Source organism: uncultured Ruminococcus sp. (assembly GCF_934476685.1).
Lineage (GTDB): Bacteria > Bacillota > Clostridia > Oscillospirales > Ruminococcaceae > Hominimerdicola.
Genome location: NZ_CAKSNX010000009.1, coordinates 37,341 through 60,849 on the forward strand (window position 1 = coordinate 37,341; position 23,509 = coordinate 60,849).

27 protein-coding genes and 3 tRNA genes are annotated in these 23,509 nt (G+C 42.8%); 18 read left to right on the top strand and 12 right to left on the bottom strand.

Annotation, left to right across the window (positions count from 1 at the left end):
- The first annotated feature begins 32 nt into the window (after window positions 1-32).
- The 7 genes from Q0E19_RS09100 (at window position 33) to Q0E19_RS09130 (ending at window position 5,046) form a co-directional block, all read left to right on the top strand.
- Entirely contained in the window at window positions 33-1,352 is a 1,320-nt protein-coding gene (locus tag Q0E19_RS09100; protein ID WP_294409100.1) for a glutamine synthetase family protein, read from the top strand.
- Window positions 1,353-1,408: 56 nt separating this feature from the next.
- Window positions 1,409-1,981, top strand: coding sequence for an ANTAR domain-containing protein (locus Q0E19_RS09105; RefSeq protein WP_294409101.1), 573 nt, complete (start codon window positions 1,409-1,411; stop codon window positions 1,979-1,981).
- Window positions 1,982-2,103: 122 nt separating this feature from the next.
- Window positions 2,104-2,967: a class II fructose-1,6-bisphosphate aldolase gene (gene fba, locus Q0E19_RS09110; RefSeq protein ID WP_294409102.1), complete on the top strand. Its 864-nt coding sequence runs from the start codon at window positions 2,104-2,106 to the stop codon at window positions 2,965-2,967.
- A 136-nt stretch (window positions 2,968-3,103) separates the two neighbouring features.
- A complete protein-coding gene (locus tag Q0E19_RS09115) occupies window positions 3,104-3,613 on the top strand; it encodes a QueT transporter family protein (protein ID WP_294409103.1) in 510 nt (169 codons plus the stop codon).
- Between the two features lie 327 nt (window positions 3,614-3,940).
- Complete coding sequence (locus tag Q0E19_RS09120) at window positions 3,941-4,561, top strand: histidine kinase dimerization/phospho-acceptor domain-containing protein (protein ID WP_294409105.1); 621 nt, start codon at window positions 3,941-3,943, stop codon at window positions 4,559-4,561.
- The gene (locus Q0E19_RS09125) at window positions 4,531-4,677 is read left to right on the top strand and encodes a hypothetical protein (protein WP_294409107.1); all 147 of its coding nucleotides are present in this window, start codon (window positions 4,531-4,533) and stop codon (window positions 4,675-4,677) included. Before Q0E19_RS09120 ends, Q0E19_RS09125 begins: the two co-directional genes overlap by 31 nt.
- Before the next feature lie 138 nt (window positions 4,678-4,815).
- The gene (locus Q0E19_RS09130) at window positions 4,816-5,046 is read left to right on the top strand and encodes a hypothetical protein (protein WP_294409109.1); all 231 of its coding nucleotides are present in this window, start codon (window positions 4,816-4,818) and stop codon (window positions 5,044-5,046) included.
- 152 nt (window positions 5,047-5,198) lie between these two features.
- Here the strand turns inward: Q0E19_RS09130 and Q0E19_RS09135 are convergent.
- From Q0E19_RS09135 to Q0E19_RS09170, 8 genes are all read right to left on the bottom strand, one after another.
- Window positions 5,199-5,272: transfer RNA gene (locus Q0E19_RS09135), tRNA-His, on the bottom strand.
- A 54-nt stretch (window positions 5,273-5,326) separates the two neighbouring features.
- Window positions 5,327-5,403: transfer RNA gene (locus Q0E19_RS09140), tRNA-Arg, on the bottom strand.
- Between the two features lie 25 nt (window positions 5,404-5,428).
- Window positions 5,429-5,502, bottom strand: a tRNA-Gly gene (locus Q0E19_RS09145).
- A 113-nt stretch (window positions 5,503-5,615) separates the two neighbouring features.
- A complete protein-coding gene (locus tag Q0E19_RS09150; RefSeq protein WP_294409110.1) occupies window positions 5,616-6,392 on the bottom strand; it encodes a VTT domain-containing protein in 777 nt (258 codons plus the stop codon).
- A 29-nt stretch (window positions 6,393-6,421) separates the two neighbouring features.
- Window positions 6,422-7,018 (bottom strand): hypothetical protein, encoded by a 597-nt coding sequence (locus tag Q0E19_RS09155; RefSeq protein WP_294409111.1) that lies wholly within the window; start codon window positions 7,016-7,018, stop codon window positions 6,422-6,424.
- The gene (locus Q0E19_RS09160; RefSeq protein WP_294409115.1) at window positions 7,009-7,680 is read right to left on the bottom strand and encodes a DnaJ domain-containing protein; all 672 of its coding nucleotides are present in this window, start codon (window positions 7,678-7,680) and stop codon (window positions 7,009-7,011) included. The genes Q0E19_RS09155 and Q0E19_RS09160 overlap by 10 nt, the downstream gene beginning before the upstream one ends.
- The gene (locus tag Q0E19_RS09165; RefSeq protein ID WP_294409117.1) at window positions 7,680-8,603 is read right to left on the bottom strand and encodes a DUF5685 family protein; all 924 of its coding nucleotides are present in this window, start codon (window positions 8,601-8,603) and stop codon (window positions 7,680-7,682) included. Before Q0E19_RS09165 ends, Q0E19_RS09160 begins: the two co-directional genes overlap by 1 nt.
- Before the next feature lie 201 nt (window positions 8,604-8,804).
- Entirely contained in the window at window positions 8,805-10,319 is a 1,515-nt protein-coding gene (locus Q0E19_RS09170; RefSeq protein WP_294409119.1) for a L,D-transpeptidase family protein, read from the bottom strand.
- Between the two features lie 407 nt (window positions 10,320-10,726).
- Between Q0E19_RS09170 and Q0E19_RS09175 the strand changes: the two genes are divergently transcribed.
- The 4 genes from Q0E19_RS09175 to Q0E19_RS09190 all read left to right on the top strand — a co-directional run bounded on the left by Q0E19_RS09175 (window position 10,727) and on the right by Q0E19_RS09190 (window position 15,191).
- A complete protein-coding gene (locus Q0E19_RS09175) occupies window positions 10,727-11,785 on the top strand; it encodes a serine hydrolase (protein WP_294409121.1) in 1,059 nt (352 codons plus the stop codon).
- 45 nt (window positions 11,786-11,830) lie between these two features.
- Window positions 11,831-13,282: a hypothetical protein gene (locus Q0E19_RS09180; RefSeq protein WP_294409122.1), complete on the top strand. Its 1,452-nt coding sequence runs from the start codon at window positions 11,831-11,833 to the stop codon at window positions 13,280-13,282.
- A 129-nt stretch (window positions 13,283-13,411) separates the two neighbouring features.
- Window positions 13,412-14,344 carry a cation diffusion facilitator family transporter gene (locus Q0E19_RS09185; protein ID WP_294409210.1) on the top strand — a complete coding sequence of 311 codons (933 nt, stop codon included), beginning with the start codon at window positions 13,412-13,414 and terminating at the stop codon, window positions 14,342-14,344.
- 64 nt (window positions 14,345-14,408) lie between these two features.
- The gene (locus tag Q0E19_RS09190; protein WP_294409123.1) at window positions 14,409-15,191 is read left to right on the top strand and encodes a putative ABC transporter permease; all 783 of its coding nucleotides are present in this window, start codon (window positions 14,409-14,411) and stop codon (window positions 15,189-15,191) included.
- Between the two features lie 76 nt (window positions 15,192-15,267).
- On the opposite strand, the gene Q0E19_RS09195 is transcribed toward Q0E19_RS09190, so the two are convergent.
- From Q0E19_RS09195 to Q0E19_RS09205, 3 genes are all read right to left on the bottom strand, one after another.
- Window positions 15,268-16,113, bottom strand: a complete 846-nt coding sequence (locus tag Q0E19_RS09195; RefSeq protein ID WP_294409124.1) for a hypothetical protein — start codon at window positions 16,111-16,113, stop codon at window positions 15,268-15,270.
- A 72-nt stretch (window positions 16,114-16,185) separates the two neighbouring features.
- On the bottom strand, window positions 16,186-16,614 hold the full coding sequence (locus Q0E19_RS09200; RefSeq protein ID WP_294409126.1) for a hypothetical protein: 429 nt from the start codon (window positions 16,612-16,614) through the stop codon (window positions 16,186-16,188).
- 410 nt (window positions 16,615-17,024) lie between these two features.
- The gene (locus Q0E19_RS09205; RefSeq protein WP_294409127.1) at window positions 17,025-17,663 is read right to left on the bottom strand and encodes a hypothetical protein; all 639 of its coding nucleotides are present in this window, start codon (window positions 17,661-17,663) and stop codon (window positions 17,025-17,027) included.
- 159 nt (window positions 17,664-17,822) lie between these two features.
- Between Q0E19_RS09205 and Q0E19_RS09210 the strand changes: the two genes are divergently transcribed.
- Window positions 17,823-18,362: a nitroreductase family protein gene (locus Q0E19_RS09210; protein WP_294409129.1), complete on the top strand. Its 540-nt coding sequence runs from the start codon at window positions 17,823-17,825 to the stop codon at window positions 18,360-18,362.
- Window positions 18,363-18,409: 47 nt separating this feature from the next.
- Entirely contained in the window at window positions 18,410-19,177 is a 768-nt protein-coding gene (locus tag Q0E19_RS09215) for a methyltransferase (RefSeq protein WP_294409130.1), read from the top strand.
- Between the two features lie 59 nt (window positions 19,178-19,236).
- Here the strand turns inward: Q0E19_RS09215 and Q0E19_RS09220 are convergent, their stop codons facing one another.
- Entirely contained in the window at window positions 19,237-19,782 is a 546-nt protein-coding gene (locus Q0E19_RS09220) for a hypothetical protein (protein WP_294409132.1), read from the bottom strand.
- Window positions 19,783-19,955: 173 nt separating this feature from the next.
- Between Q0E19_RS09220 and Q0E19_RS09225 the strand changes: the two genes are divergently transcribed.
- The 5 genes from Q0E19_RS09225 (at window position 19,956) to Q0E19_RS09245 (ending at window position 23,467) form a co-directional block, all read left to right on the top strand.
- Window positions 19,956-20,129, top strand: coding sequence for a hypothetical protein (locus tag Q0E19_RS09225; RefSeq protein WP_294409136.1), 174 nt, complete (start codon window positions 19,956-19,958; stop codon window positions 20,127-20,129).
- A 127-nt stretch (window positions 20,130-20,256) separates the two neighbouring features.
- Entirely contained in the window at window positions 20,257-21,000 is a 744-nt protein-coding gene (gene fabG / locus Q0E19_RS09230; protein WP_294409138.1) for a 3-oxoacyl-ACP reductase FabG, read from the top strand.
- Window positions 20,997-21,707 (top strand): DNA/RNA nuclease SfsA, encoded by a 711-nt coding sequence (gene sfsA, locus Q0E19_RS09235; protein WP_294409140.1) that lies wholly within the window; start codon window positions 20,997-20,999, stop codon window positions 21,705-21,707. The genes fabG and sfsA overlap by 4 nt, the downstream gene beginning before the upstream one ends.
- Window positions 21,708-21,890: 183 nt before the next feature.
- The gene (locus Q0E19_RS09240; RefSeq protein WP_294409142.1) at window positions 21,891-22,712 is read left to right on the top strand and encodes a hypothetical protein; all 822 of its coding nucleotides are present in this window, start codon (window positions 21,891-21,893) and stop codon (window positions 22,710-22,712) included.
- A 20-nt stretch (window positions 22,713-22,732) separates the two neighbouring features.
- Complete coding sequence (locus Q0E19_RS09245) at window positions 22,733-23,467, top strand: hypothetical protein (RefSeq protein ID WP_294409143.1); 735 nt, start codon at window positions 22,733-22,735, stop codon at window positions 23,465-23,467.
- Window positions 23,468-23,509: the final 42 nt, after the last annotated feature.

Genomic DNA, 23,509 nt, shown 5'->3' on the forward strand with positions numbered 1-23,509 from the left:
AGCGGACAGCGCTGACAGGAGGTCAATTTACTATGAAATATACCGAAAGAGAAGTTCTTCAGTTCGTTGAAGAAAATGATGTAAAGTTCGTAAAGCTTATGTTCTGCGATATTTTCGGGGCGCTCAAAAGCATTTCCATAGTTTCAAGCGAGCTGGGTAATGTTTTCAGAAAAGGTCTTATTTTCGATGCGTCAAAGCTTATCGGCTTTATGAATGTCAGCAGCACAGATCTGCTGCTTTTCCCAGATCCGAATACCCTTGCGCTGCTGCCATGGAGACCTCAGCAGGGCAGAGTAGTAAGATTTTTCTGTACGGTCAAATATCCTGACGGAACGGTTTTTGAGGGCGACGGACGTTCCTTCCTCAAAAATGCAATCGACTACGCAAAGGCAAAGGGATATAACTTCCAGATCGGAACTTCCTGCGAATTTTATGTTTTTGAAAAAAGTCAGGACGAAAGACCGACCAAGATACCTCACGATTACGCAGGCTACTGTGACGCTGCCCCTGTGGACAAGGGAGAAAATCTCAGACGTGACATATGCCTGACCCTTGAACAGATGGATATTTTCCCCGAAAGTTCACGCCATGAAAATGGTCCGGGACAGAACGAGATAGATTTTCAGTATTCAAATGCCCTCAAAGCGGCAGATAACCTTGTTACATTCAAGAATGTTGTAAAATCCGTTGCAGACAGAAACGGACTCTATGCAACGTTTATGCCTAAGCCGCTGTATGACAGACCTGGTTCGGGACTTCATATCACTCTTTTCTGCATGAAAGGCACAGAGAATATTTTTGCGCCAAGATGCGGAGAACTTTCAAAAGAGGCAAGCAGCATGACAGCGGGCATACTCAACAGGATAAAGGACATCACTCTTCTGCTCAATTCGACGGCAAGTTCGTACAGCAGACTGGGAAACCTCCTTGCACCAAAGTATGTTTCATGGTCACACGAAAACTATGCTCAGCTGCTTAGAGTTCCTGTTTCGGGACAGGAAGAGAACGGCATAATCCTTCGTTCACCAGATAATACCTGCAACCCATATTTCGCCCTCGGTATCCTTATCTATGCCTGCATAGAAGGCGCTGTTAAAGGCGCAGAGCTTTGCGAACCTGTAAACTTCAGCACCACAGGAGCGTCAAGAGAAGTTCTTTCAAAGCTGGAAAAGCTGCCTGAAAGCCTTGACGAGGCTGTAAAAGCTGCAAACGACAGCGAGTTTCTCCATGAGCATATGCCCGAAAATCTTCTCAGCCATATCCTTGCGGTAAAGGCTGCGGAGGCAAAGGAGTATAATTCCTGCGAGGATAAGGACGCTTTTGAAACCGTAAGATATTTCTACACTTTATAATTTGTGTTATAGTATCTTTATTCATATGAAAAAATTACAGGCGAGGGGGTCTGACTGTGGACAGAATATTGATTTCGTCAAGCAACGAAAAAGCGGCTTGTATGCTGGTAACGCTGCTCAAAGAGGCATTTCCTGCGTGTTCAGTTTCAATGGTATCCACAGGACTTGAAACAAGACGTGCCTGCAGCTCAAATAATTACGACTGCGTTATAATAAACTGTCCGCTGACCGACGAGAACGGAACGGAGCTTGCGGAGATAGTTACTGCAAATTCAACGGCGGGCTGCGTGCTTATAGTTAAAAATGAATATGCCGACAGCATTGCGGAACGGGTGGAGGATTACGGAGCAATGGTAATACCCAAACCGCTGAACCGTCAGAGTTTTTACCGCTCCATGCATTTTGTCAGCGCCGCAAGAAAGCGTATGCTTGGCATACAGTCGGAAAATCTGAAGCTGCATAAAAAGCTGGAGGAGATAAGGACGATAAACAGAGCAAAATTTGCCCTTATGCAGTACCTCAGCTTTACCGAACAGCAGGCGCACAGATACCTTGAAAAACAGGCAATGGATCTGAGATGCACCAAGCTGGAGGTCGCACAGAAGGTCATTAAAATGTACGAAGTTTAATTTTAGAATTTGTGTGAAAAAAATATTTACATAATGTTAAAACGAGAAAAAGTGCTTGCAATTTATGTGTGATTGTTGTATAATTAACAAAGAAAAATTATAAAATAACGGAGGTTATCAATATGTTAGTATCTGCTAAGGAAATGATGGCTAAGGCAGCTGAAGGCAAGTATGCAGTAGGTCAGTTCAATATCAACAACCTTGAATGGACTAAGGCTATCCTTCTCACAGCTCAGGAGCTTAATTCACCAGTTATCCTCGGTGTTTCTGAGGGCGCAGGAAAGTATATGACAGGCTTTAAGACTGTTGCAAATATGGTAAAGGCTATGGACGAGGAACTCGGAATCACAGTTCCTGTTGCTCTTCACCTTGACCACGGCACATATGAGGGCTGCTACAAGTGCATCAAGGCAGGCTTCACTTCTATCATGTTCGACGGTTCACATTACCCATTTGAGGAGAACCTCGCTAAGTCAACAGAGCTTGTACACGTTGCAAGCCAGCTCGGTCTTTCTATCGAGTGCGAAGTTGGTTCTATCGGCGGCGAAGAAGACGGCGTAGTAGGCATGGGCGAATGTGCTGATCCTAACGAGTGCAAGGCAGTAGCTGATCTCGGCGTTACAATGCTCGCAGCCGGTATCGGAAACATCCACGGCAAGTATCCAGAGAACTGGCCTGGTCTTTCATTCGAGACACTTGCAGCTGTTAAGGAAAAGGTTGGCGATATGCCACTCGTTCTCCACGGCGGTACAGGTATCCCTGCTGATATGATCAAGAAGGCTATCTCACTGGGCGTTGCTAAGATCAACGTTAACACAGAGTGCCAGCTCGCATTCCAGGAAGCAACAAGAAAGTACATTGAAGAGGGTAAGGATCTTCAGGGTAAGGGCTTTGACCCAAGAAAGCTTCTCGCACCTGGCTTTGAGGCTATCAAGGCAACAGTTAAGGAAAAGATGGAGCTTTTCGGTTCAGTAGGAAAGGCTTGATTCACAGCTTTGTAAACTGAATTAATTTGAATGTTATTTCTCCGGCTGAGTAATATCAGTCGGAGATTAATATTGTATAATTAAATAGAGTGTAGCCCAGAACACCACTCGTAAATAAAAACAAGGAGGAATCTCAATGGAGATTTTTAATGCACGCAGGATCACTAATATCGGAGTAATGGCAGCGCTTTATGTAGTTGCAACGCTGCTTTGCGGAGGACTTGCATACGGTCAGGTACAGTTCAGAGTATCTGAGATGCTTATGTTGCTCTGCTTTTTCAACAAGGACTACATAATCTCAATGACTCTCGGCTGCTTTATCGCAAACCTTTTCAGCAGCTTAGGATTTATTGACGCAGGCTTTGGCACAGCGGCAACGCTGCTGGCAGCCATACTTATCTATGTTTCAAGGAACAAGACGAACCTTTTTGTGGCATCGCTTTTCCCTGTTATAACAAACGCTTTCATCGTTGCAGCAGAACTTAAAATGGTTCTCGGTCTGCCTTATTGGGTAAATGCAGCGTGGGTAGCTTTAGGTGAATTTGTATGTGTATCTGTTCTCGGAGTAATAGTAGTTTCAGCTCTTGCGAAAAACAAGGGATTTATGAAACTTATTATGACAGGCTCTGAGGTCAAGACAGCATAGGCTCAGAAATATACTGCTTTTCAGTCGGTATGCTGGGTTCGCCTGCTGTTTAGCAAAGTTAAATATCTGATAAAAGCCGTTGGTTCTATCCGACGGCTTTTTTTGATGCATAAAATGCTGCAAGTGAAGATAACTTATTAAATCTTAGTTAAAAAAGCGTATAATAACATAAATGTTAATTTATTATCGGCAGTAAATGCTATGAATGTTATAATTATAATGAATTAATGTGAGTTTGCAGCCGTATCGACAAAAACGGTGCAAAGCTTGCCGAAACTTTCTTAAACGGAGAGGAACTATGGGTATTTTCAGCGTTGTTCGGACAGAATGCCCGTGTATTTCTCGGATAATTTCGGCAAGGTGCTGAAAACGTCTGAGGAGGGTCTGAAAAATGATATTGAAAAGCTTGATGATATAGCCGACAATAAGGAGCTTTTTCAGATATACAGCAAGTGGGACGGCACAGAACCGCTGACCTGCGCTTTTAAGATAGCTAATGATGAACGCTGGATGCAGATGTCGGTCGCAAGAGATGAAAGCGGTCAGTATGATCTTTTCGTTTTCGGCGATATCACAGAGTGTAAAAAAGAATGTTTTGAACTTGAGGACAAGATCAGAAAGGCTGAAGAGGAAAGTATGACCAAGAGCCAGTTCCTCTCAAGAATGTCCCACGAGATAAGAACGCAGATGAACGGCATAATCAGTATGCTTTCCCTTGCTCAGAAACAGTGTAAGGAGGATGAACAGGTAGTAGAGTATCTCGGAAAAGCGGAAAATCTTTCTCACTATCTGCTCTCTATTATAAATGATATTCTCGACCTTTCAAGAATAGAGGCAGGCAAGCTGGAGCTTGAAGAAAAGCCTATGGATCTGCTTTCCGTTGCGGTAGGCGGAGCGACCAGCCTGAGCTTACCCTTATGCCCGATGACGCAAACCTTAATGCGATAGTAATAACCGATAAATCGGGTGCGCCTGCCATAAAGCAGATGGGTACAGCAAAGACGCTTATCGAGATACCTGCTGAATACATACGCAAAAACAATAAATTCAGCATAAACCTATAAATATTTGACATGATGAAAAGGAGTCGGAGTTTTGAGTAAAAAGCATCTCAGACGGAAAAAGCTATGAAAAAACGATGTGCATATCGAGATAATCGGTGCTGACAGAGGATATGTGCATCTTTCGTATTCGGCATAGAAATGCACCTTGGCTGGAATGTTGAAGAAACGGAAGAAAAGCTTCGAGAAAGATTTCCTGATGTCAATGAGGGCGAATTTGTAAGAGTAAATCAGCTTATGGAGAAATGTATTTACGGCGCAGAAGAGCTGCCTGAATACGAGCTGAGAGTGCTGTGCGCATTCGTTGAAAAGCTTTCTGATTTTAAGCGCAAGTCGCTGACATGGAGAGAAAAATGGAAATGCGTCATATAAGACCGCCTAAAGAAAAACACATAAAAGCATAATATAAATAGTATAGAAAAAAAGAAGTCTGAGGATAAACCCAGACTTCTTTTTTTGTAAGCGTAAACAAAATAACTGAACATCAAAAAAATAACCTGTCTGAAACAGACAGGTTATCAAAGGGTGGGTAGTGGGATTCGAACCCACGGTCTTCAGGACCACAATCTGACGCGTTAACCAACTACGCTATACCCACCATATAAAAATCACTCGCACAATGGGCAGTAAGTAATGTCCATACTGCGAGTGATGGCACGCCATACTGGATTCGAACCAGTGACCTACCGCTTAGAAGGCGGTTGCTCTATCCAGCTGAGCTAATGACGCATAAAAAATGCACTTAAAAGTGCATTGGAGCGGGTGATGAGAATCGAACTCACATGACCAGCTTGGAAGGCTGGGGTTCTACCACTGAACTACACCCGCAGGTTACGCTGACTAATAATCTGTATTACCTCAATCAACGTAATCTATTATAGCATGAAAACACGCTCTTGTCAATACTTTTTTATGATTTTTTTTATTTTGTGAAAATATCACTATTTGTTTTTTCTTCTTTGTTTCATTTTGTTTACTATGACGTCCTTGAAGAGAAATCCCAGAACGCCCACTACCACAGCAACGATAAGTACGATTATGACCGCCTTGAAATTGCCGCCTATGACGTTTCCGCCCAGTATGGTAGACATAAGTATGGCAGGAAGTCTGCAAGGCATAACGTAAAGGAAAAAGTCACGCTTGCTTATCTGCGTCAGCGGAACGATATACGAAATAACGTCCTTTGGTATTCCTGGGATAAGATAAAGTATCATAAGTATGACCGTAAGCTTTTTCTCATCGTGCAGAAATTTATATTTCGACAGATATTTTTCGTCGATAAAAGCTTCGACCACAGGTCTGCCGAACTTGTTTACCAGCAGGAATATGCAGAGCGTTCCAAGCATAGTCCCCGCAAAGGAGAGCAATGCTCCGAAGAACCAGCCGAACAGCACTCCGCCTACTATCTGTATAGGCGGTATTACGGCTATGACCACCTGCAAAGCCTGTATCACTGTAAATATCAGCACGCCCACGATACCGTTGTAGTGGGAAAGCTTTTCCTGAAGCGCAAGCATACCGTCCTCTGAATTGAGCGCCTTTACAAGAGGTATAGACGCAAAGGTGGCTATTGCAAGCACCGCAAGGAAAGCGCATATGCTGATTATCTGTACACGCTTTTTGTTTGCTATCTTCCGCCGCTCTTCCTTGCTTTTCAGCAGATGATTTTTTGTTGTGTTGTTTTCGTTTGTGTCATTTGTTTTGTTGATCTCGTCCATTTTTATTACCTGCCTCAGTTTTGATCTTTTTATTTTCTGCGCAGTATCTTTTTTCTAAACCAGTTTATGTACAGGCTTATAAGCTGAGTTAATGCATAATCGTAAATAAGGAAAAACACATTTGCCGCCGCCCAAAGCACTAAAACTGCATACTTCCCGAACATTCCCATACCCTCCAGCATATCCACAGATGTGAAAATGTACTGGAAAGCGAGGAAGAAGAGTACAGCCGCAGCGTTGAACACAGCGAATTTCAATATGTATATCAGAGCCTTGTTTTTCATACGCTCAAGGCTGAATTTCAGTATAGGGTAATATCCCATAAACAGTATGAACAGCAGAGTAGCCTCAAAATTCGGCGTTACGAATATGCACAGCAGGCTTACCGCCGCATAGGTAGCTATCGCCCACTTTTTATTCGCCTCTACTATCATTACCACCATAAGAAAGCCTGCAAAGGTCGGTATAGTGTAATCCAGCATAGGCAGAAAACCGCTGGAGAACATCAGCAGCAGACATACCGCCGAACATATCCCTCCCAGCGCCACACGGAATGCGAGAGAGCCTGATTTTCTGCTGCCGTCATTTATCTTATCGTATTCTGACATAGTATCGTTTAACAGCATGGTATAAGGTCGCCGCCCATACATTCACAGCAGCAGTCAGCACATATAAGGTTTGAGCAGCAGTTGCAGGCTGTGTCCATATCCGATCTTCCGCCTGCACCCATAGGGTTTCCGTTCATATATCCGCTGCGCTGTCTGTTCATCTGATTCATAGCCTGTGCATATTCCATATTTGACGGGTTTCTCTGATATGCCTGTGCAAAGTGTGTGTAAGCGTCGTTTAGCCAGCCTCTTTTATAGCATACCGAACCCATAAGGAAGAACCATTCAGCGTCACGCATTGAGTTCGGCACGTCTGAAAGTATCTGTTCTGCCTGAGTTATGCTGCCCGACTGAATAAGCTGACGTACTCTTGCTGCATCAAAAGCGGAGGAATATCCGCTGCCTGAGCCGTCCTGAGAGTATCCGCCGGAACTTCCGCCGTAGCCGTAGCTGTATGAGCTAGAGCCTCCGAAAGAGCCTGCCGAGCCGCTGCGCCTTGCGGTCATTATCTGATCGTAGGCTGTGTTGACCTCAGTCATTTTCTCTGCGGCAACATCTGCAAGATCTGAGTCCTGATAGCGGTCGGGGTGATATTTTTTTACAAGCTCCTTATAAGCCTTTTTTATCTCATCATCGCTTGCATTAGGACTTACGCCCAGTACCTTGTATGGATCGTTCATTAACTGTGTTTCCTTTCGTCTGATTGATTTTTATGTTTGTGTCCTGCATTTTGTTTTACATTGGAGTAAGTATTTTTCAGACCGAGATAAATAATATTGTCCAGTATATCTCTGTATCTTTTAAGGTCAAGCTTTACATATATCTCCGCCAGCTCGCCCAGCGTGAAATTTATGCTGTCATCGGCGAAAGCTTTTATATCATCAAGCATATTCTGTGGGATATTTTCACTTTTGCAGTCTTTCCCGTTCTGTGAGAATTTATACAGCAGGGGATTGTATCCGCCCTGCTTGTGGTCGTCATAAAGATCGTCAAGCGCATCGGTGATGTAAATATATCTTCCCAGCAGATAACCGAAACATTCCAGCAGATCTCTTTGTTCATCATTTACCGCTATCATTCCGAAAACGGCTTTCATCATCATTGCCGTCGGCTCACAAGCCTGATCTATGCCTGCGCATTTTTCCTTTTCGATCTTATTCTGAAGAGCCATTGCATCTTCGATCTTCGGCGCAAGCTCAGGATAAAGCTTTGCCGCCTGCTTGTAAGGCTTTTTAAAAAACGGTATCACAGAATAAGCGAGAAGTCTGCTTTTGATATCCCTGTCGGCAATATCGTCTTTCAGCTTATGATATGTAAGTATCACCGCCGCAGCGGAGGATCGCCCCATATCATTTTTGCAGGTAGCACACATGGACTTTTTATGCGGGTGAGCAATGCACCTTTCCATCTGAGCATCAAGCTTTTTGTCATGGACGGAGAGATCCATAAGTGCAAGAAACGTAAAATCATAGCTCAGCGTAAACCTTGTGAAAAATCCGTACCGCCTGTCCATATCTTTGCATAGTCCGCAGTAGACAGCCTTGTAAATATCATATTCAAAAACTCTCATATACGGCTTGAAGGCTCTGACGTAACCGAACATACAAACTCCTTTTAGTATTTATAATAGTATATCCCATATTTGTGTATATTTCGTGATAATATTGACATTATACAACTTTTTAAGCCTGTTTGTCAATGATATTAAGAAATTCTTATGTTTATGATCGGCATTTCAGCCGCAGAATATTCTCTTTTAAAATAAAAAGGTGCAGGCATAAAGTCTGCACCTTGAATTTATCTTTTAGTAGTACATTACAACAGGAGTGCCAAGCTCAACGTTATCATAAATGTACTTTGCTCCGTCATACGGCATATTTATGCAGCCGTGAGAGCCGTTCCATTTGTATATCGAGCCGCCAAATGCTCCGTTTCTCCATACTGAATCGTGAAGTCCTATTCCGCAAAGGGAAACATTGTTCCAGAAGTTGCAGGTAACGTCCCACTTGTCGCCGTCTGCATTTGAATCCTTCATACGGTAGTTTGTGTCCTTTGCCCAAAGCTTATATACACCCGGCAGGGTAGTTCTTGCGGCAGATGTGGTCTGTCCCGAAACTATATAGCAGTCATATTCAAGCTTGCCCTTCTTGTAATACCAAAGCTCCTGATTTGAAAGGTCTATCTCGATATATGTGTTGCCGATATCATCGTCCTTTGATCTTGCAGACTCAACGCCTGTGAAATCATAATAGCCTGTGCTGTAATATATCGGATCGACCGAGGCAACGGACTCGCCCTCTTCGAGCATTTCCACAAGTGCGTCCCTGGTCTTTTCCTTATCTATCCACCAACCGTATTTTGCGTCCGTACTTGTTGGAACGGTTATCTTGCCCTGCAAAGTAGCCTTAAACTTTCTTTCGGTGTCATATGTATCATACTTCTTTGCAAGCTTTTCAACATATTCCATTGCCTTGTCCTCGTCAACCTTGTAGTTGCCCTCATCGTCAACATCAAGTATTTTCAGCAGTTCCTTGCCTGTAAGGGTTTCGGTGGTGTAGTCAAAGTCATATGTGATAGACATATCAAAGACCTTGTTCCTTGCGTCGCACTGCTCCTTGTAATCGTCTGACGTTACCTCGGGCTGAGTGTATACACCTGAGTCGGCAGTCAGCGCAACATCAAACTCACCGTTGCTCAGCGCAGTTTCCGCAAGGTATATGAGCTGATCCATATCCGTTACTTTGTTGCCCTGAACTTCCTTATTTATAACATATCCGTCATCAGTAAGTTCAAGGGTAGCGTCTGCGGTTTCTGTATCGCCCCATTTTGCATCTTTAAGCAGCTTTTCCAGCTTGTCGGAATCGTATGTTGCGTTTTCGGTGTAAGTATATTCGCTCTTGCTTATAAGCCCTGAGAACCAGGATGAATGTTTTACCTGTCCGAGAAGCTTTTTCACTTCGTCCTTAGAGTTTCTCTTATAATCAAAATCTGCTGTGCTTATGTCTATCTGCTTTCCGTCAACAGTTGTGAAACTGAGTTTTTTCGGTGTAACGTCCGCACCTGTTTTCTTGCAGGCTTCTTCATAGTCAAGTCCGCTGACGTTTACTCCGTTGATATAGGTGTCGGCAAGGAACTTGCCGCTGTAATAAGCTCTTCCCACACAATATGCTCCGCCGATAGTTACGACGAAAGCTCCCAGAATTGCGCCGCAGAGAATGCCTGTGTTATTGTGCAGCTTCTTCTTTTTCTTTCTTGAAGCGGGCTTTTTTGCTGAATGGCTTGCAGGCTTCGGGGCAAGTCGGGTCTTATTTTCGCTCATTGAAATTATCCTTTCCTTAAATCTAAAAAACAAAAAAATCGGCATTATCAAATTATTGCCTGTAAAAACTATTATAGCACGAACACACCGAATTTGTCTATACCGTTTAAGACATTTTTCTTCAAAAAAATCAACAAATTTCTATCCAAAAAACTACCCTGCTGCTGTTGACTTTTTTATAATGTGCCGTATATTAAAATTTGAAACTAAACGGTATGCTATACCTCTTGACTTTAAAGTTAAAATGTGTTATCATTATGAGGAATATAAAAGAGATAAATTATGTGTAAGTAAGGGACTTCAAACGAAAATTATCTATCAGCATAAAACCGTACAGCGGTTAGGCAGTTGGTTCTCGGTAACGATTACATAGCTTTTGACCTAAATAGTTTTCGTGAGGTCTTATTATGAAAAAACATATTATGGCTGCTGCTTTCAGCGTAGTTTTTGCAGCGGCTGCATTTTCCGGCTGCGGCACTAAGGCCGATAGCAGCGCAGAAAAGTCATCGTCAGCGGATAGTTCAGATGTTTCTCAGATCCAGTCTGAGCCGACTCCTGAGCAGGAGCGTGAAGATGGTATCGAGTCGGGAAAATACGATCCCGTTCAGGTGAATGATGAGGTCGAAAGTTCGGTCGAGGCAGGAAAGACAGAGCCTGCGTCACCAAGCGGCTATTACAGCTTCACATGGTCGGATTTCGGCGACGTATATTCAAATGAGGAGCTGGAGGATTGCTTTGACAGACTTCAGAAGATATGTTCGGAGTCATATTTTGATCTGGCTTTCTCTTATAAGAACATAAACACAGGTGCGTATGTGGGATATAATCAGTATACTGATTATATGACCTGCAGCACCATAAAAGCGCCTTATGTAAAGTCTATACTGCAAAACGGCATTGATCTGTCGGAGATCATCACAAGAAATTATATCTGGCCTGGTGATGACGGAACTGTGGCGCTTGCCCCTTACGGCACAACGTATACAGCAAAGCAGCTTATAGAGTATACCATACTTGAATCGGATAATACGGCGTATTATCTGCTTTTCAATAATTATGGCTATTCCACATACAACAGCAATCAGTATCAGCTGGGTTCAAGCGTCCTGCTCGGCGACAGCTGGATATTTACATACTGCACTTCTGACGAGATGATGTATAACTTTGAGGACATATATCATTTCGGTGAGGAGAATAAAACGGGGGCATGGCTCATCGACCTGCTTTCGGATACGGACGTAAATATGCAGATCGGACAGGCTCTCGGCGGAAAATACAAGGTCGCACAGAAGTACGGCTCAGAGTTCAATGAGATCGTGTTCAACGACTGCGCAATAGTTTATGCAGATTCACCTTTCGTGCTGAGTATTTTTACAAATCAGATGCCCGAAACGGAGGAAAGCTGCAAGGTGTTCAAGGATCTTGCTGTGGTGTTTGACGATATAAATACGCTGCTGGCAGAATAGATATCAGAAAGTATCAAATAAAATTCAAAATACAGGAGGAAAATTATGAGCGATTACAAGGCATATTCCGTACATATGGGAAAGGCAAAGTGCGCAGTTGATCTGGGCGACGGTTCTGAAAGAGGAGAGTATGTAAATCAGGATTATATTCTCAACAAGCTCGGCAGACCGCACAGAAGCATCAGCCTTATGTACTGCTACTATCCGCTGGACGAGCAGTTCCCGGGAAGAATTTCCGAGGTAATGAAGGACGCTGAGGTGTCTTTTCAGTGGGATTATCCATATGACGATTATTTCACATACAAGGGCGGTCTTGAGGGAAATACTCTCGGCGAGCCATTCAATTATATGAGAGATGTAAGACGTCACGGACAGGACGTTACACTTACACTTACAGTTGATCCTAACGTTTCTGACGAGCAGCTTATCGCTATCGCAAAGGACCTCAGACCTTTCGGAAGAATGTTCCTAAGAATAAATCACGAGGCAACAGGCGACTGGTTCTCATTCACAAAGAGAACAGGTGACGCAGGCTATCAGGGCGTTGCAGATTTCTATGTGCGTTTCCATAAGATCATAAAGGAGTATGCTCCGAACGTTCAGACAGTTCTCTGTATCGGCGGTATCGAAGATCCTAACGCAACAGAGATCATTATGGAGAAGGAGTTCTCCGAGGCTGTAAAGGAAACTGATGTATGGAGCGTTGATAAGTATATGGCTCTTCACTGGGGCTGGCCTTATGACGTTGCACTTAAGGATTCTCCTAACAAGTCTTTCAAGAGAGATACTGTTGAAAACACATATAAGCTCACAAAGATGTCATATAACAGATTTAAGGAGATCAACGGCGGCGAGTCAAAGCCTATGGTAATGAGCGAATTCAATGCTGACGGCGACGTTACAGGTGCTTACGATCAGGCTGTAATGGTAAAGGAATTCTGCGATATGCTCAAAAACGATCCTGAAGAGTGGTTCTCAGGCTTTACTTTCTATCAGTTCAGGGACAGAGGACGTCTTGGACTGGAGATCGAAGATCCTAACTATGCTGACTGCGGTATCGAGCAGCCTGTTATGCAGACTTATAAGGAGATCATTCACGATGACTTCTTCAAGCCTTCAATGACAAAGGGCGAAGAGCTTTCATTCCCTGTAAAGCTCAGATGGGGCGGCGCAGAGGACGCAGAGGGTATAGAGATCCCTATCCACTTTGAGAAGAACCCGCACTTCTGCGAGGTAACTTTTGACGATGATTCAAATATCATGATGGAGATAAACGGCAAGTGGTTCTATAAGTCACCTAAGGCAAGAACTATCGACCTTATGGCTGCTTTCTTTGAAAAGCCGCTGACAGGCGAGGCTGACCTTACACTCAGACTTTTCGCACCTCCTGCAAGCGGTGAGAACGATCTTTCAGCTGAGGACGGTCTTATGAACAGCTATGCAACTATTGAAAAGCTCCCTGCTATCAGAGTTGAATTTGAACCTGTTGAAAAGTAACGGCATATAATTATATCAGCGGGGAAAAATAATAAATAATAACAATTATGATTTGTATTTTTAAGAGGACAGCAGCTGTTGTCCTCTTAAACTGTTTATGGGGTGATAGTTTTGACTAACAAAAATCAAATGAATGCCGTGTCGGACGAAAAGCAGGAACTTGCCATAGCAATGCGTGTTTCGGTGGTCAGCATAATCGTGAATGTTGTGCTGTCGCTGTTCAAGCTTGTGGCAGGTATACTCGGTCGGTCTGCGGCAATGGTATCAGACGCAGTTCATTCTGCGTCCGACGTATTTTCGACTATCGTTGTTATCATAGGGGTAAAAATATCAAAGAAAGCCTCCGATGAGGAGCATCCTTACGGTCATGACAGACTGGAAAGCGTGGCGGCGGTAATACTTGCGGCTGTGCTTGCAGCAACGGGTCTTGGCATTGGCTGGACAGGGGTAAAGAAGATAATCGCAGGGGATTTTGACAATATAGCTGTTCCGACTATCCTGCCGCTTGCAGCCGCAGTTATATCCATTGTGGTCAAGGAGGCTATGTACTGGTACACAAGATCTGCCGCAAAGAAAATAAAAAGCGACGCTCTTATGGCGGACGCATGGCATCACCGCTCAGACGGATTTTCCTCTGTGGGAAGTTTGATTGGCATCATAGGCGCAAGAATGGGATTCCCTGTGTTCGACCCTGTGGCAAGCGTTGTTATATGCCTGTTTATCCTTAAAGCCGCATTCGATATATTTATGAGTGCATTGGATAAAATGGTTGATAAATCCTGTGACGCAAAAACTATCGAGAAGATGAAGGAAACTGTCCTTGAGGACGATGATATCATTGCGCTTGATGATATCAAAACAAGACTTTTCGGCTCAGGCTGTTACGTTGATATCGAGATAAGCGCAGACGGAAACATCACGCTTTTTGAGGCTCACGATATCGCAGAGAGAACTCACGACAGAATAGAGCAGACCTTTACAGACGTTAAGCACTGCATGGTACACGTCAATCCTGTGGACGTTAAAGCCATTGAAAAGGATATGGATAATATGAACAAATGATTTGGCATCGGCGGCAGGGTGTGATACAATACAGGTAACTCTTTTCAGAAACGGAGCATATTTTATGGAGATAGTTTATGAACTTATCATACTCGCATTCCTGTTCAGCGCAGGCTGCGTTATCGGCTGGGGAATAGAGGTAATTTACCGCCGCTTTCAGCCGTCAAATAAGGAGCGTGTGTGGATAAACCCGGGTTTCCTTGTCGGACCTTATCTGCCGCTTTACGGATTCGGACTTGTGCTGCTGTATCTTTTGGCAGGACTGGAGCAGTATATCCATATTGATAATGTCGTGGTGCAAAAGCTTGTGCTGTTTGGCATAATGGCTGTGGCAATGACGCTTATAGAGCTTATCGCAGGCGAGATATTCATAATCCATATGCACATCAAACTGTGGGACTATACGGACAACAAATGGAACTATAAAGGCATAATCTGCCCGAAGTTCTCCCTTTGCTGGGCGCTGTTGGGAGCGGTGTATTACTTCCTTATCCACCCGCATATATTGAATGGGCTGGAGTGGTTTTCAAGGAATCTGCTTTTCTCGTTCGTTATCGGATTTTTCTACGGCATATTTGTTCTCGACCTCTGCTACTCATTCAAGGCGGTCGAGAAGATCAAAAAGTTCGCCGCTGAAAATGAAATGGTCATCAGATATGAGGAACTTAAAAAGCATATCAGACAGTCTGCCGAGCAGCGTAAGGAAAAATACCGCTTTATGCTTGCCCTCAGAACAGAAACCTCATTTTCTGAGTATCTGAAACTTTATCTCGAAAAACAGCGTGAGCAGCAGCGTATGCACAAGCTAAATGACTTTATCGTAAAGAAAATAAAGAACAAAGAATAAAGAATAATTAGTAAAACTAAACCCGTGAAGAAGTGAGAAATTTCTTCACGGGTATTTTTGTGGTGGGTCAAATTTGTCAAACTGCACTTTCTATGGCTTTTCTGTATAATTCAACAGTCGATCGGCAGCCTTCATTCCACCATTTTTCATATAGATCAATGTATTTCTGACATTCACTCCACGGCAGTGTCTCACCTAACAGCTGTCTTAGGAAAAACTCTGCCAATCCCTCGGTTTGGTTCCATGTGCTTAGTGTTTTGAATGCTGGTTCATCTTTTAGAGCTTCAATAAGCAGGTATATAATAAATTCATGTCCAATAAAGCAGAATGTGTCTTTAGAAGCTCTGTCGATACCAAACACGTCCTGTTCGTTTGAAATATCTATCGCCTCAGCACCGCCTTTTACAGATGATACCATTGCAGCAGTAAAGCTTTCAGTAGGCAATATCGTACCAAGCAGGTCTTCTGCCTTCTGAGTAAAGTCTGACTTTTCAAACATTTCCAGAACTTCGGGGATATATGATGTTATCCTCTGCTCTTCGGTTTTCCATATCTCATCACAATAATGGTCATAATGTTTTATCATTATTTCAGATATGTCACGAACAGTATCAATATATTTTATACTTTCTTCGGGTACTTCATTATTGTCTATCATTTGGATAAGTCCTGCATAATATTCCTTTGCAGGCATATATGCGCAGGCGGGTTGTGCTGCTAATAAACCATAGAGTTCACCGCAATGCTCTCCGCCGCATACTGTTATCATACTTTCATAGCTTTTCAATACCTCAAGGTCTCCTTTTGGGTATAAATCACGATAACGTTCGCCGTATTCATTATTATAGCCGCATTTGGCAACTGAAAGCATATGAAAAACATAATTAGTATCTTTGTTTGCTGTAAATTTGATCTTATTCATATAATGTATCACTCCCCATAAAATCCCGATCAATTTTTTCTTCTTTTTCTGCACTATATCAAATACATCACATTAAGCATTTCCCCAAGTCAATAGCTCCCATTCGCCGCCCTCAGAACGTGCAAGCCACCATTGCCATCCTGTGTATTCCTCATCTTCGTTCCATGCTTCGCCGCCGTCCTTTGGAGAATGAAAACTGCTTTCAAACATAATGCACTGATCCATTTCAGCGTCCGGATCATCAGCCTTTGCCAGATCGTTCATCCACGCAAGATTTTTGGAATTGCAGGTGTCGTCCGATACATATGTTATACAGTGAAGTTCACAGCCTTCCCATGTGCTGAATTCGTCTTTTATCACTTCTATTGCCGAATCCATATCCTCCTTGGAATAAATATCAGAACTGCCATAATCAATTTTTACATCTGCCTCAGACGATTTTCCACAGCCCACAGTCCCGCAAACGCATACCGCCAGCAGGATAGATATTGTCTTTTTCATAGTTGTTTGCTCCTTTATTTTTATATTATTTTTAGCTAAGTCATATTATTATTCCAATGTTACTTAATATTGATTTGAAGCAAGACCAATTTTCAGGAAAATTATCTTTGCCTTTACAATAAACATTAATATCATCAGAGCGAATTATTAATGACTAATAAAATTCTGGAAAATACTCCATAGGACCATCAAAGTTTTGACAGTTCCATTTGTTTATGTTCATATTAAGCATTTCTGCACATAGTGTGTCAACCTTGTTTTATATATCAACAGAAATTATAGCCCCATTATCATAAAACAGTAAATGCTGATCATTTCCGCAGGTTCAAGTATAATATACTTACTTATCTAAAATGAATAATGGTCGTGATATTTGTACTCAAAACCGTGTAATTTTAAATTCGAGGTGTTTATATGTTGAAAACTTCTTTTAGATATGATAAAAATCCCCCCATAATCATGATACATATCAAGGAAAGAGCTAAATATACAGCTATTATTAAGAATAAGTATCGAATTCCCTTTATTTTTGTTTTACGAAAAACATAAAAAATAGAAGGCAAGGCTAATATCGACCATATTACTAATTCAATACACCCCAACAATATTGAAATATCTTTTTCTGAACCAAGATCATAGCTATATCCTTTGGAATGACCAGTTATATCAAGAAAAATCAATTCAAAGCATATTGGAAACGAGAATGCAATAATACTAGTCCAAATGAGATTGAGAAAATATATTATTTTATCTTTCATTTTCACAAGCTTATCCCTCCGTGCATCGCCTCGTTTTTCATATTCCTGAAATTCCTCTTTTGACGCAATATTTTTTGAAATGTAAGTGCAATCACATACTTTTCCGCCCGTAGCAATATTTCCCTCACAAACCGACTTTATCCTATCAATATAATCCGCTGTATTCTTTATGGAATAAGTCAGATGTCCATAACCTGCCACTACTTTGTAATTTGCAGACGGATATGCTTTTTTCACACCGTTATAGCAGGACTTGTACGCTTTTTCATCTTCGCCGTAAAAGAAATACATCTTGCCTTTTTTATATTTTTTAGCTTTTTATCTTTGAGTACATTATAGCAAAACCTCCCACAAAAGTCAACGAAATTCCCCCCGTATCGGCTTGATTATGGGCAAAAGATGTGATATAATCATTACATAAAAGCATATACGAAAGGAAAATATTTTACTATGGAATTCCAGAATTTGATCGAAACAAGAAGGACTGTCAGAAAATATGATACAAGCAAAAAGGTGCAGAAAGAGGATATCGAAAAGCTTATTGCAGCTGCCATAGAAACTCCGTCATGGAAAAATCAGCAGACCTCACGCTATCATTGTATCCTTGATGAAGAACTTGCTGCTAAGTTCAGAAGCGAGTGCCTGCCGTCTTTTAACGCTCAGCGTTCAGAGGGTGCGGCTCTTATCGTATGCACATTCGTAAAGGACGTTGTGGGCTTTAATACTGTAAACGGCGCTCCGACCAATGAAGTTGCAAACGGCTGGGGCTGTTATGACCTCGGCATACAAACAGAAAATATTATCCTCAAGGCTAAGGAGCTTGGTCTTGACAGCCTTATTATGGGCATAAGAAATGCGGACAAGATAAAAACTCTTCTCGGTATTCCAAAGGAAGAAGTCGTTGTTTCCGTAATAGCAGTAGGCTATGGCGACCAGTCACCTGAAAAGCCGCACAAAAAGCCTGTTGAAGAGGTCGCAAAGTTTTATTGATATATTGATTTAATTGATTTTATGTATTTATCTCAGGAGATGATCTTATGCCAAAGTGGGATTCGGCACAGTATTTAAAGTTCAATAAGGAGAGGACTCAGCCGTCCATAGATCTTTGCTCCAGAATAGCGGGCATAAAAGCGGAAAGAATACTCGATCTCGGCTGCGGTCCCGGAAACAGCACCGATGTTCTGGGAAAAGCTTTCCCAGACAGCCGCATAGTCGGAGCGGACAGCTCCCCCGAAATGATAGCTTCTGCAAAAGAGAAGTACCCTCAGTATGATTTTGAGATATTTGACGCAACAGGGGATTTTTCGCAGTTTGGCAAATTCGATATCATCTTTTCAAACGCCTGCCTGCAATGGGTGCCTGAGCATAAAAAGCTGCTGGGGAAGATGATGTCTGCCCTCAATGACGGCGGAACTATGGCGGTGCAGATACCAATGAATTTCAATGAGCCTATACATAAGATAATAGGCGAACTGAGCAGCAGTGATGAATGGCGTGAAAGGCTGCATTTCAGCAGGATATTCTATACCCTCAGACCTGAGGAATATTACGATATACTGGCTGAGATATCTTCCGACTTTTCTATCTGGGAAACTGTCTACTGCCACAGAATGAGATCTCATCAGGATATAATCGAGTGGTATAGGGGAACAGGATTTCGCCCATACCTCCAGTCACTTGACGAGATATCCGCAAAGGAATTTGAGTCGCAGGTCTACGAGCGTGTAAAACAGGAATATCCCATTCAGAAAAACGGCGAGATAATTTTCAGATTTCCGAGGTTTTTCTTTACCGCACAAAAATAAGCACCAAAAAGCCGTATCAGCAGATGAATTTCTGCGGATACGGCTGATTTTTTATTTTGTTATTTCTGCTTGTAAACAAGCTTGTCTTTTATATCGACCTTGTTGTATGTTATTTTGAAACCTATCCATGTAGAGATAGGGTAGAGCAGTGGGAGTATGCCTGTCATAATAAATACGAGGGGCGACATATCCTTTATGTCTGCAGAATGAGCGGCAAGATCCATAAGCATGAACCAGCTTGCGTTCAGTATCTTGTAAGCAGGAAGAAAGTTTCCGATTATCTCAGCCTTTGAAAGCACCAGCAGGAGCATAGTCAGATAGCTTGGCAGGCAGGCGATTATCCCCATAGTGAGTCCGAAATTCTGTTTTACATCATCACCATGCAGTCTTGCACGTTCGCCGGCCTTTTCGCCCTGTTTCATTCCGTAGTCAGCCATTATGCAGACAACGCACATCAATCCCGTAAATCCGAAAAAGATATTAGAAAACACGCCCATAAAGTTTCTCACAGCCCAGAAGAAAAGCATTACGAAAAATCCGAAAAATTCCACCTGAAACGCTTTTACCAATGAGAAAAGGGCAGCATTTTTTTTGCTGTATTCCATAGTTTTTATCCGTCCTTTTAAAGATAGTATTATAATTATAGCACATAAATTTTTTGTTTTCAATAAATACTATATAATTTTCATCATAATTACACATAAAATCCGATTTGCTGCACATAATGTATCAGACAGGCAGAAAAGTCTGAACAAAATCCAATAGAGGAGCTGATGAAATGAAAAACAAGCAGAACGGATATCCGACAGAGCCATTCATGGAGGACGATACAAAGATATATTTCCCGTCGGGGCAGTCATATACCCTCGGTCAGTTTCTTTCACAGGTCAACCCAGAAACAAGGTTATCTGACGAATCCGAAGATAACGCAAATGACGGGTTCAGAGGATAAGCGGATAAGCAGATAAATACCTGTTGAAAAAACTTACCGCCTGTGATATAATGTAAAGGCAGCACAAAGGGCACTGAGATAAGCGCCCTTATGCTGCCTGTATTTTATAGATCGAAAGGGCGGAAGAATGTTGTACGGAATGAAAAAAGCAGCCATTGTTACAGGCGGTTCGGGCGGCATAGGCAGCGCAGTATGTGAAAGGCTTGCGGCAGAGGGCTGGCTGACAGCGGTTTGCTATAACAACGATAAAAGCTCAGCTGAGAGCATTGCTGAAAAGATAAGGGCAAACGGCGGTACAGCCGAGGCTTTCCGATGTGATATATCCTCTGCCGAAAGCATACAGCAGTGCGTTGAGAACGTTAAAAAGTCTTTCGGCGGAATAGGTCTGCTGGTGAATAACGGCGGAATTGCGGACATAAATCTTTTTACAAGCATTTCTGACGAACGTCTGACGGAAATAATAAATATTGACCTGCTTGGAGCAATGCGCCTGAGCAGAGCAGTCCTGCCAGATATGATAAGGGAACACAGCGGAGTGATAATAAATATCTCCTCCGTCTGGGGAGAGTGCGGAGCGTCCTGCGAGGTGGCATATTCTGCGGCAAAGGCAGGAATTATCGGGTTCACAAAGGCGCTTGCAAGAGAGGTCGCACCAAGCAATGTAAGAGTGAACTGCGTTTCCTGCGGTCTGATAGATACAAAAATGAATGGCGAGCTTTCAAAGGCTGACCTTGACGCTGTGATAGGGGATATTCCGGCAGGCAGGATAGGTACTCCGCAGGACGCTGCAAATGCGGTCGCTTTCCTCGCGGACGAAAAGTCGTCATATATACAGGGACAGGTAATAAGAGTGGACGGCTGCTGGATATGAGATACAAAAATATACATAAGGGCATTTTTCTCAGCCGCCCAAACAGGTTCATTGCGTATGTTGATATAGACGGTGAGGAAGTAAAATGCCACGTCAAGAATACAGGCAGGTGCAGAGAACTGCTTGTCAGCGGCTGCACAGTCTATCTTGAAAAATCGGATGATCCTGCACGAAAGACAGCATATGACCTTGTGGCTGTGGTGAAAAACGGCAGGCTTATAAATATGGACAGTCAAGCGCCCAACAAGGCGGTAAAGGAGTGGCTTGAAAATGTAAAGCCTTTCGGTGATGATATGAAGGTCTTTCCCGAAAGGACATACGGCTCGTCACGGTTTGATTTTATGCTGAAGTCAGACACAGGCAGGACATTGTATCTCGAAGTGAAAGGCTGCACACTTGAACAGGACGGGGAAGTGCTTTTTCCGGACGCACCTACTGAACGTGGATTAAAGCATATAAATGAGCTGATAAAGTGCAGGGAGGACGGCTTTGAGGCAGCGGTGCTGATACTTGTGCAGATGAGCGACGTAAGGTTCTTTTCACCGAACGATAATACCCAGCCTGCGTTCGGAGAGGCGCTTTTGAATGCATACAAAAGGGGAGTAAAGCTGCTTTGCTATGACTGCGATGTAACTCCCGATACGCTGACGGTAAAAAGTCCTGTTGAAATGCATATCGGTTCTGAAGTGCTGAGCGGAGGATTTTAAAAACCTGTTTGCGTATATTTTGTAAAAAGATTTTGTATAAAAAAGAAAAAATCATAAAGCATTAATCTTTTTTTTCGTGATTAAGTCCATTGACGTAAACTGCTCGGATATGATAAAATGTATATGCGGCAATGTAAATTGCTGCTTAATATTATATTTTTAATACAGAGAGGACAAATTTTAATGAAAAAGTATATCGCTATTATCTGCTCAGTTGTAATGACCTGCGCAGTTTTCGCAGGCTGTTCAGACAAGGCTTCTTCAAGTTCTTCTGAGGCAAAGGCTACTTCTGCCGTTGTTTCTGAGAGCGTAGCTGAAAAGAGTGAGGGCGGAGATTATTCCGATACATATGCAGCTGCATATACAGAAAAGATAAAGAGCAAGAACTTCGCTATGAAGATGTCGGTTGACAATGAGTATACAGGCGCAATGTCACTCACAATGGAGTTCTGCGGCGGAAACTATCATATCAATCTTGATTCTGACGCATACGGCGTTGAAATGTACCTCGTTGATGAAAAGATGTACATTATGGACGCATCTACAAAGACATATTCAGTAATGGACTATTCTTCTGACGTTTACGGTGAGGAAGATCCTGTTGAGTCAGGCTTTGGTCTTAAGGACGGCTATGAGTTCGTAGGTTCTGAGGAAACAGATGACGGTATGGTATGTGAAGCATTTACATACGTTGACGAGATCGGCGCACTTTATGAGGATTCATCTGCATCTGATGCAGTGCCTAACCAGTGCAAGTATTACTTCGACAAGGAAAGCGGAGATCTCAAGAAGATCGAAGTTACAGAGAGCGGCATGACAGAAACTATCGTTGTAGACAGCTTTACAACAGATATCACAGAGATCACACTCCCTGACCTTACAGACTGGACAGAGCAGTCAACAGATACAGATTCTGAGCTTGCAGAAGATGAGGAAGAGATCGAAGAGGTTCTCGGTGACGAGTCAGAGATCGCAGAAGATACTGAAAACTCAGATAACGCATAATTGGCAGGGGGCTTTAAGCTATGAATTTTAAGCGTTTGCTTGTTTTAGCGTCAGCAGCTGCGGTTTGTGCTGCATTTACAGCTTGCAGCGGTTCAGAGGACAGCAGCTCGGCTGCGGAAAATTCATCAAAGGCGGCTGTATCATCTGTCAGCACAGCAGATAACACCGAAAGTGCGGCAGACAATACAGAGAGCAGCACGGACGAGGGCGAAAATGTTGCCATTGACGGTACAGGAGAGATTTACAGCGCACTTGCTGAAAAATATGCCGACGGATATACTCTTACAATGACGGAGGACAATTCGGGACAGAGCATTGATTTCAACTTCACAAAAAGTGGGGATCAGGCTTATCAATCCAGCGTGGTTTCCGGTATGAAATCATATCAGGTAGCGCCCGGCGACGGAGTTATATACAACGTTTCTGAGGCAACCACAACATATACAGAGGAAGAGGAAACTGAGGAGTCTATCGTTTCGCTGGATTTCCTTTTCGGCGCAACAGGTGATTTTACTGCCGAGGAAGAGAATACAGTAACAAAGAATATATACGAGCATTTTGCTCTTAACGAGGATATCTCAAAGTCGGCAGGAGAGATAATCTACTGCTTTGACGGAACTTCCAAGGAGCTTATCAGTATTCAGATAGCTTACGACGGTGTAGAATTCCCAGAGGAATATACTGTTACCGGGCTTAAAGAGCCTGATATGACTCTGCTTGAAAAGCCTGACCTTTCGGCTTATACAAAACAGTGATTTAATCGGACTGCTGTGAGGGTATATTATCTTATACCCTGC

What these genes read in the sequence shown, in the direction of transcription:
- fba (WP_294409102.1), top strand. Translation starts at nt 2,104, where the DNA reads ATGTTAGTATCTGCTAAGGAAATGATGGCTAAGGCAGCTGAAGGCAAG.
- Q0E19_RS09180 (WP_294409122.1), top strand. Translation starts at nt 11,831, where the DNA reads ATGAGCGATTACAAGGCATATTCCGTACATATGGGAAAGGCAAAGTGC.
- Q0E19_RS09150 (WP_294409110.1), bottom strand. Translation starts at nt 6,392, where the DNA reads ATGGACGAGATCAACAAAACAAATGACACAAACGAAAACAACACAACA.
- Q0E19_RS09120 (WP_294409105.1), top strand. Translation starts at nt 3,941, where the DNA reads ATGCCCGTGTATTTCTCGGATAATTTCGGCAAGGTGCTGAAAACGTCT.
- Q0E19_RS09205 (WP_294409127.1), bottom strand. Translation starts at nt 17,663, where the DNA reads ATGTATTTCTTTTACGGCGAAGATGAAAAAGCGTACAAGTCCTGCTAT.
- Q0E19_RS09210 (WP_294409129.1), top strand. Translation starts at nt 17,823, where the DNA reads ATGGAATTCCAGAATTTGATCGAAACAAGAAGGACTGTCAGAAAATAT.
- Q0E19_RS09200 (WP_294409126.1), bottom strand. Translation starts at nt 16,614, where the DNA reads ATGAAAAAGACAATATCTATCCTGCTGGCGGTATGCGTTTGCGGGACT.
- Q0E19_RS09100 (WP_294409100.1), top strand. Translation starts at nt 33, where the DNA reads ATGAAATATACCGAAAGAGAAGTTCTTCAGTTCGTTGAAGAAAATGAT.
- sfsA (WP_294409140.1), top strand. Translation starts at nt 20,997, where the DNA reads ATGAGATACAAAAATATACATAAGGGCATTTTTCTCAGCCGCCCAAAC.
- Q0E19_RS09240 (WP_294409142.1), top strand. Translation starts at nt 21,891, where the DNA reads ATGAAAAAGTATATCGCTATTATCTGCTCAGTTGTAATGACCTGCGCA.
- Q0E19_RS09130 (WP_294409109.1), top strand. Translation starts at nt 4,816, where the DNA reads ATGCACCTTGGCTGGAATGTTGAAGAAACGGAAGAAAAGCTTCGAGAA.
- Q0E19_RS09125 (WP_294409107.1), top strand. Translation starts at nt 4,531, where the DNA reads ATGCCCGATGACGCAAACCTTAATGCGATAGTAATAACCGATAAATCG.
- Q0E19_RS09245 (WP_294409143.1), top strand. Translation starts at nt 22,733, where the DNA reads ATGAATTTTAAGCGTTTGCTTGTTTTAGCGTCAGCAGCTGCGGTTTGT.
- fabG (WP_294409138.1), top strand. Translation starts at nt 20,257, where the DNA reads ATGTTGTACGGAATGAAAAAAGCAGCCATTGTTACAGGCGGTTCGGGC.
- Q0E19_RS09195 (WP_294409124.1), bottom strand. Translation starts at nt 16,113, where the DNA reads ATGAATAAGATCAAATTTACAGCAAACAAAGATACTAATTATGTTTTT.
- Q0E19_RS09155 (WP_294409111.1), bottom strand. Translation starts at nt 7,018, where the DNA reads ATGCTGTTAAACGATACTATGTCAGAATACGATAAGATAAATGACGGC.
- Q0E19_RS09185 (WP_294409210.1), top strand. Translation starts at nt 13,412, where the DNA reads ATGAATGCCGTGTCGGACGAAAAGCAGGAACTTGCCATAGCAATGCGT.
- Q0E19_RS09160 (WP_294409115.1), bottom strand. Translation starts at nt 7,680, where the DNA reads ATGAACGATCCATACAAGGTACTGGGCGTAAGTCCTAATGCAAGCGAT.
- Q0E19_RS09165 (WP_294409117.1), bottom strand. Translation starts at nt 8,603, where the DNA reads ATGTTCGGTTACGTCAGAGCCTTCAAGCCGTATATGAGAGTTTTTGAA.
- Q0E19_RS09225 (WP_294409136.1), top strand. Translation starts at nt 19,956, where the DNA reads ATGAAAAACAAGCAGAACGGATATCCGACAGAGCCATTCATGGAGGAC.
- Q0E19_RS09115 (WP_294409103.1), top strand. Translation starts at nt 3,104, where the DNA reads ATGGAGATTTTTAATGCACGCAGGATCACTAATATCGGAGTAATGGCA.
- Q0E19_RS09220 (WP_294409132.1), bottom strand. Translation starts at nt 19,782, where the DNA reads ATGGAATACAGCAAAAAAAATGCTGCCCTTTTCTCATTGGTAAAAGCG.
- Q0E19_RS09170 (WP_294409119.1), bottom strand. Translation starts at nt 10,319, where the DNA reads ATGAGCGAAAATAAGACCCGACTTGCCCCGAAGCCTGCAAGCCATTCA.
- Q0E19_RS09175 (WP_294409121.1), top strand. Translation starts at nt 10,727, where the DNA reads ATGAAAAAACATATTATGGCTGCTGCTTTCAGCGTAGTTTTTGCAGCG.
- Q0E19_RS09190 (WP_294409123.1), top strand. Translation starts at nt 14,409, where the DNA reads ATGGAGATAGTTTATGAACTTATCATACTCGCATTCCTGTTCAGCGCA.
- Q0E19_RS09215 (WP_294409130.1), top strand. Translation starts at nt 18,410, where the DNA reads ATGCCAAAGTGGGATTCGGCACAGTATTTAAAGTTCAATAAGGAGAGG.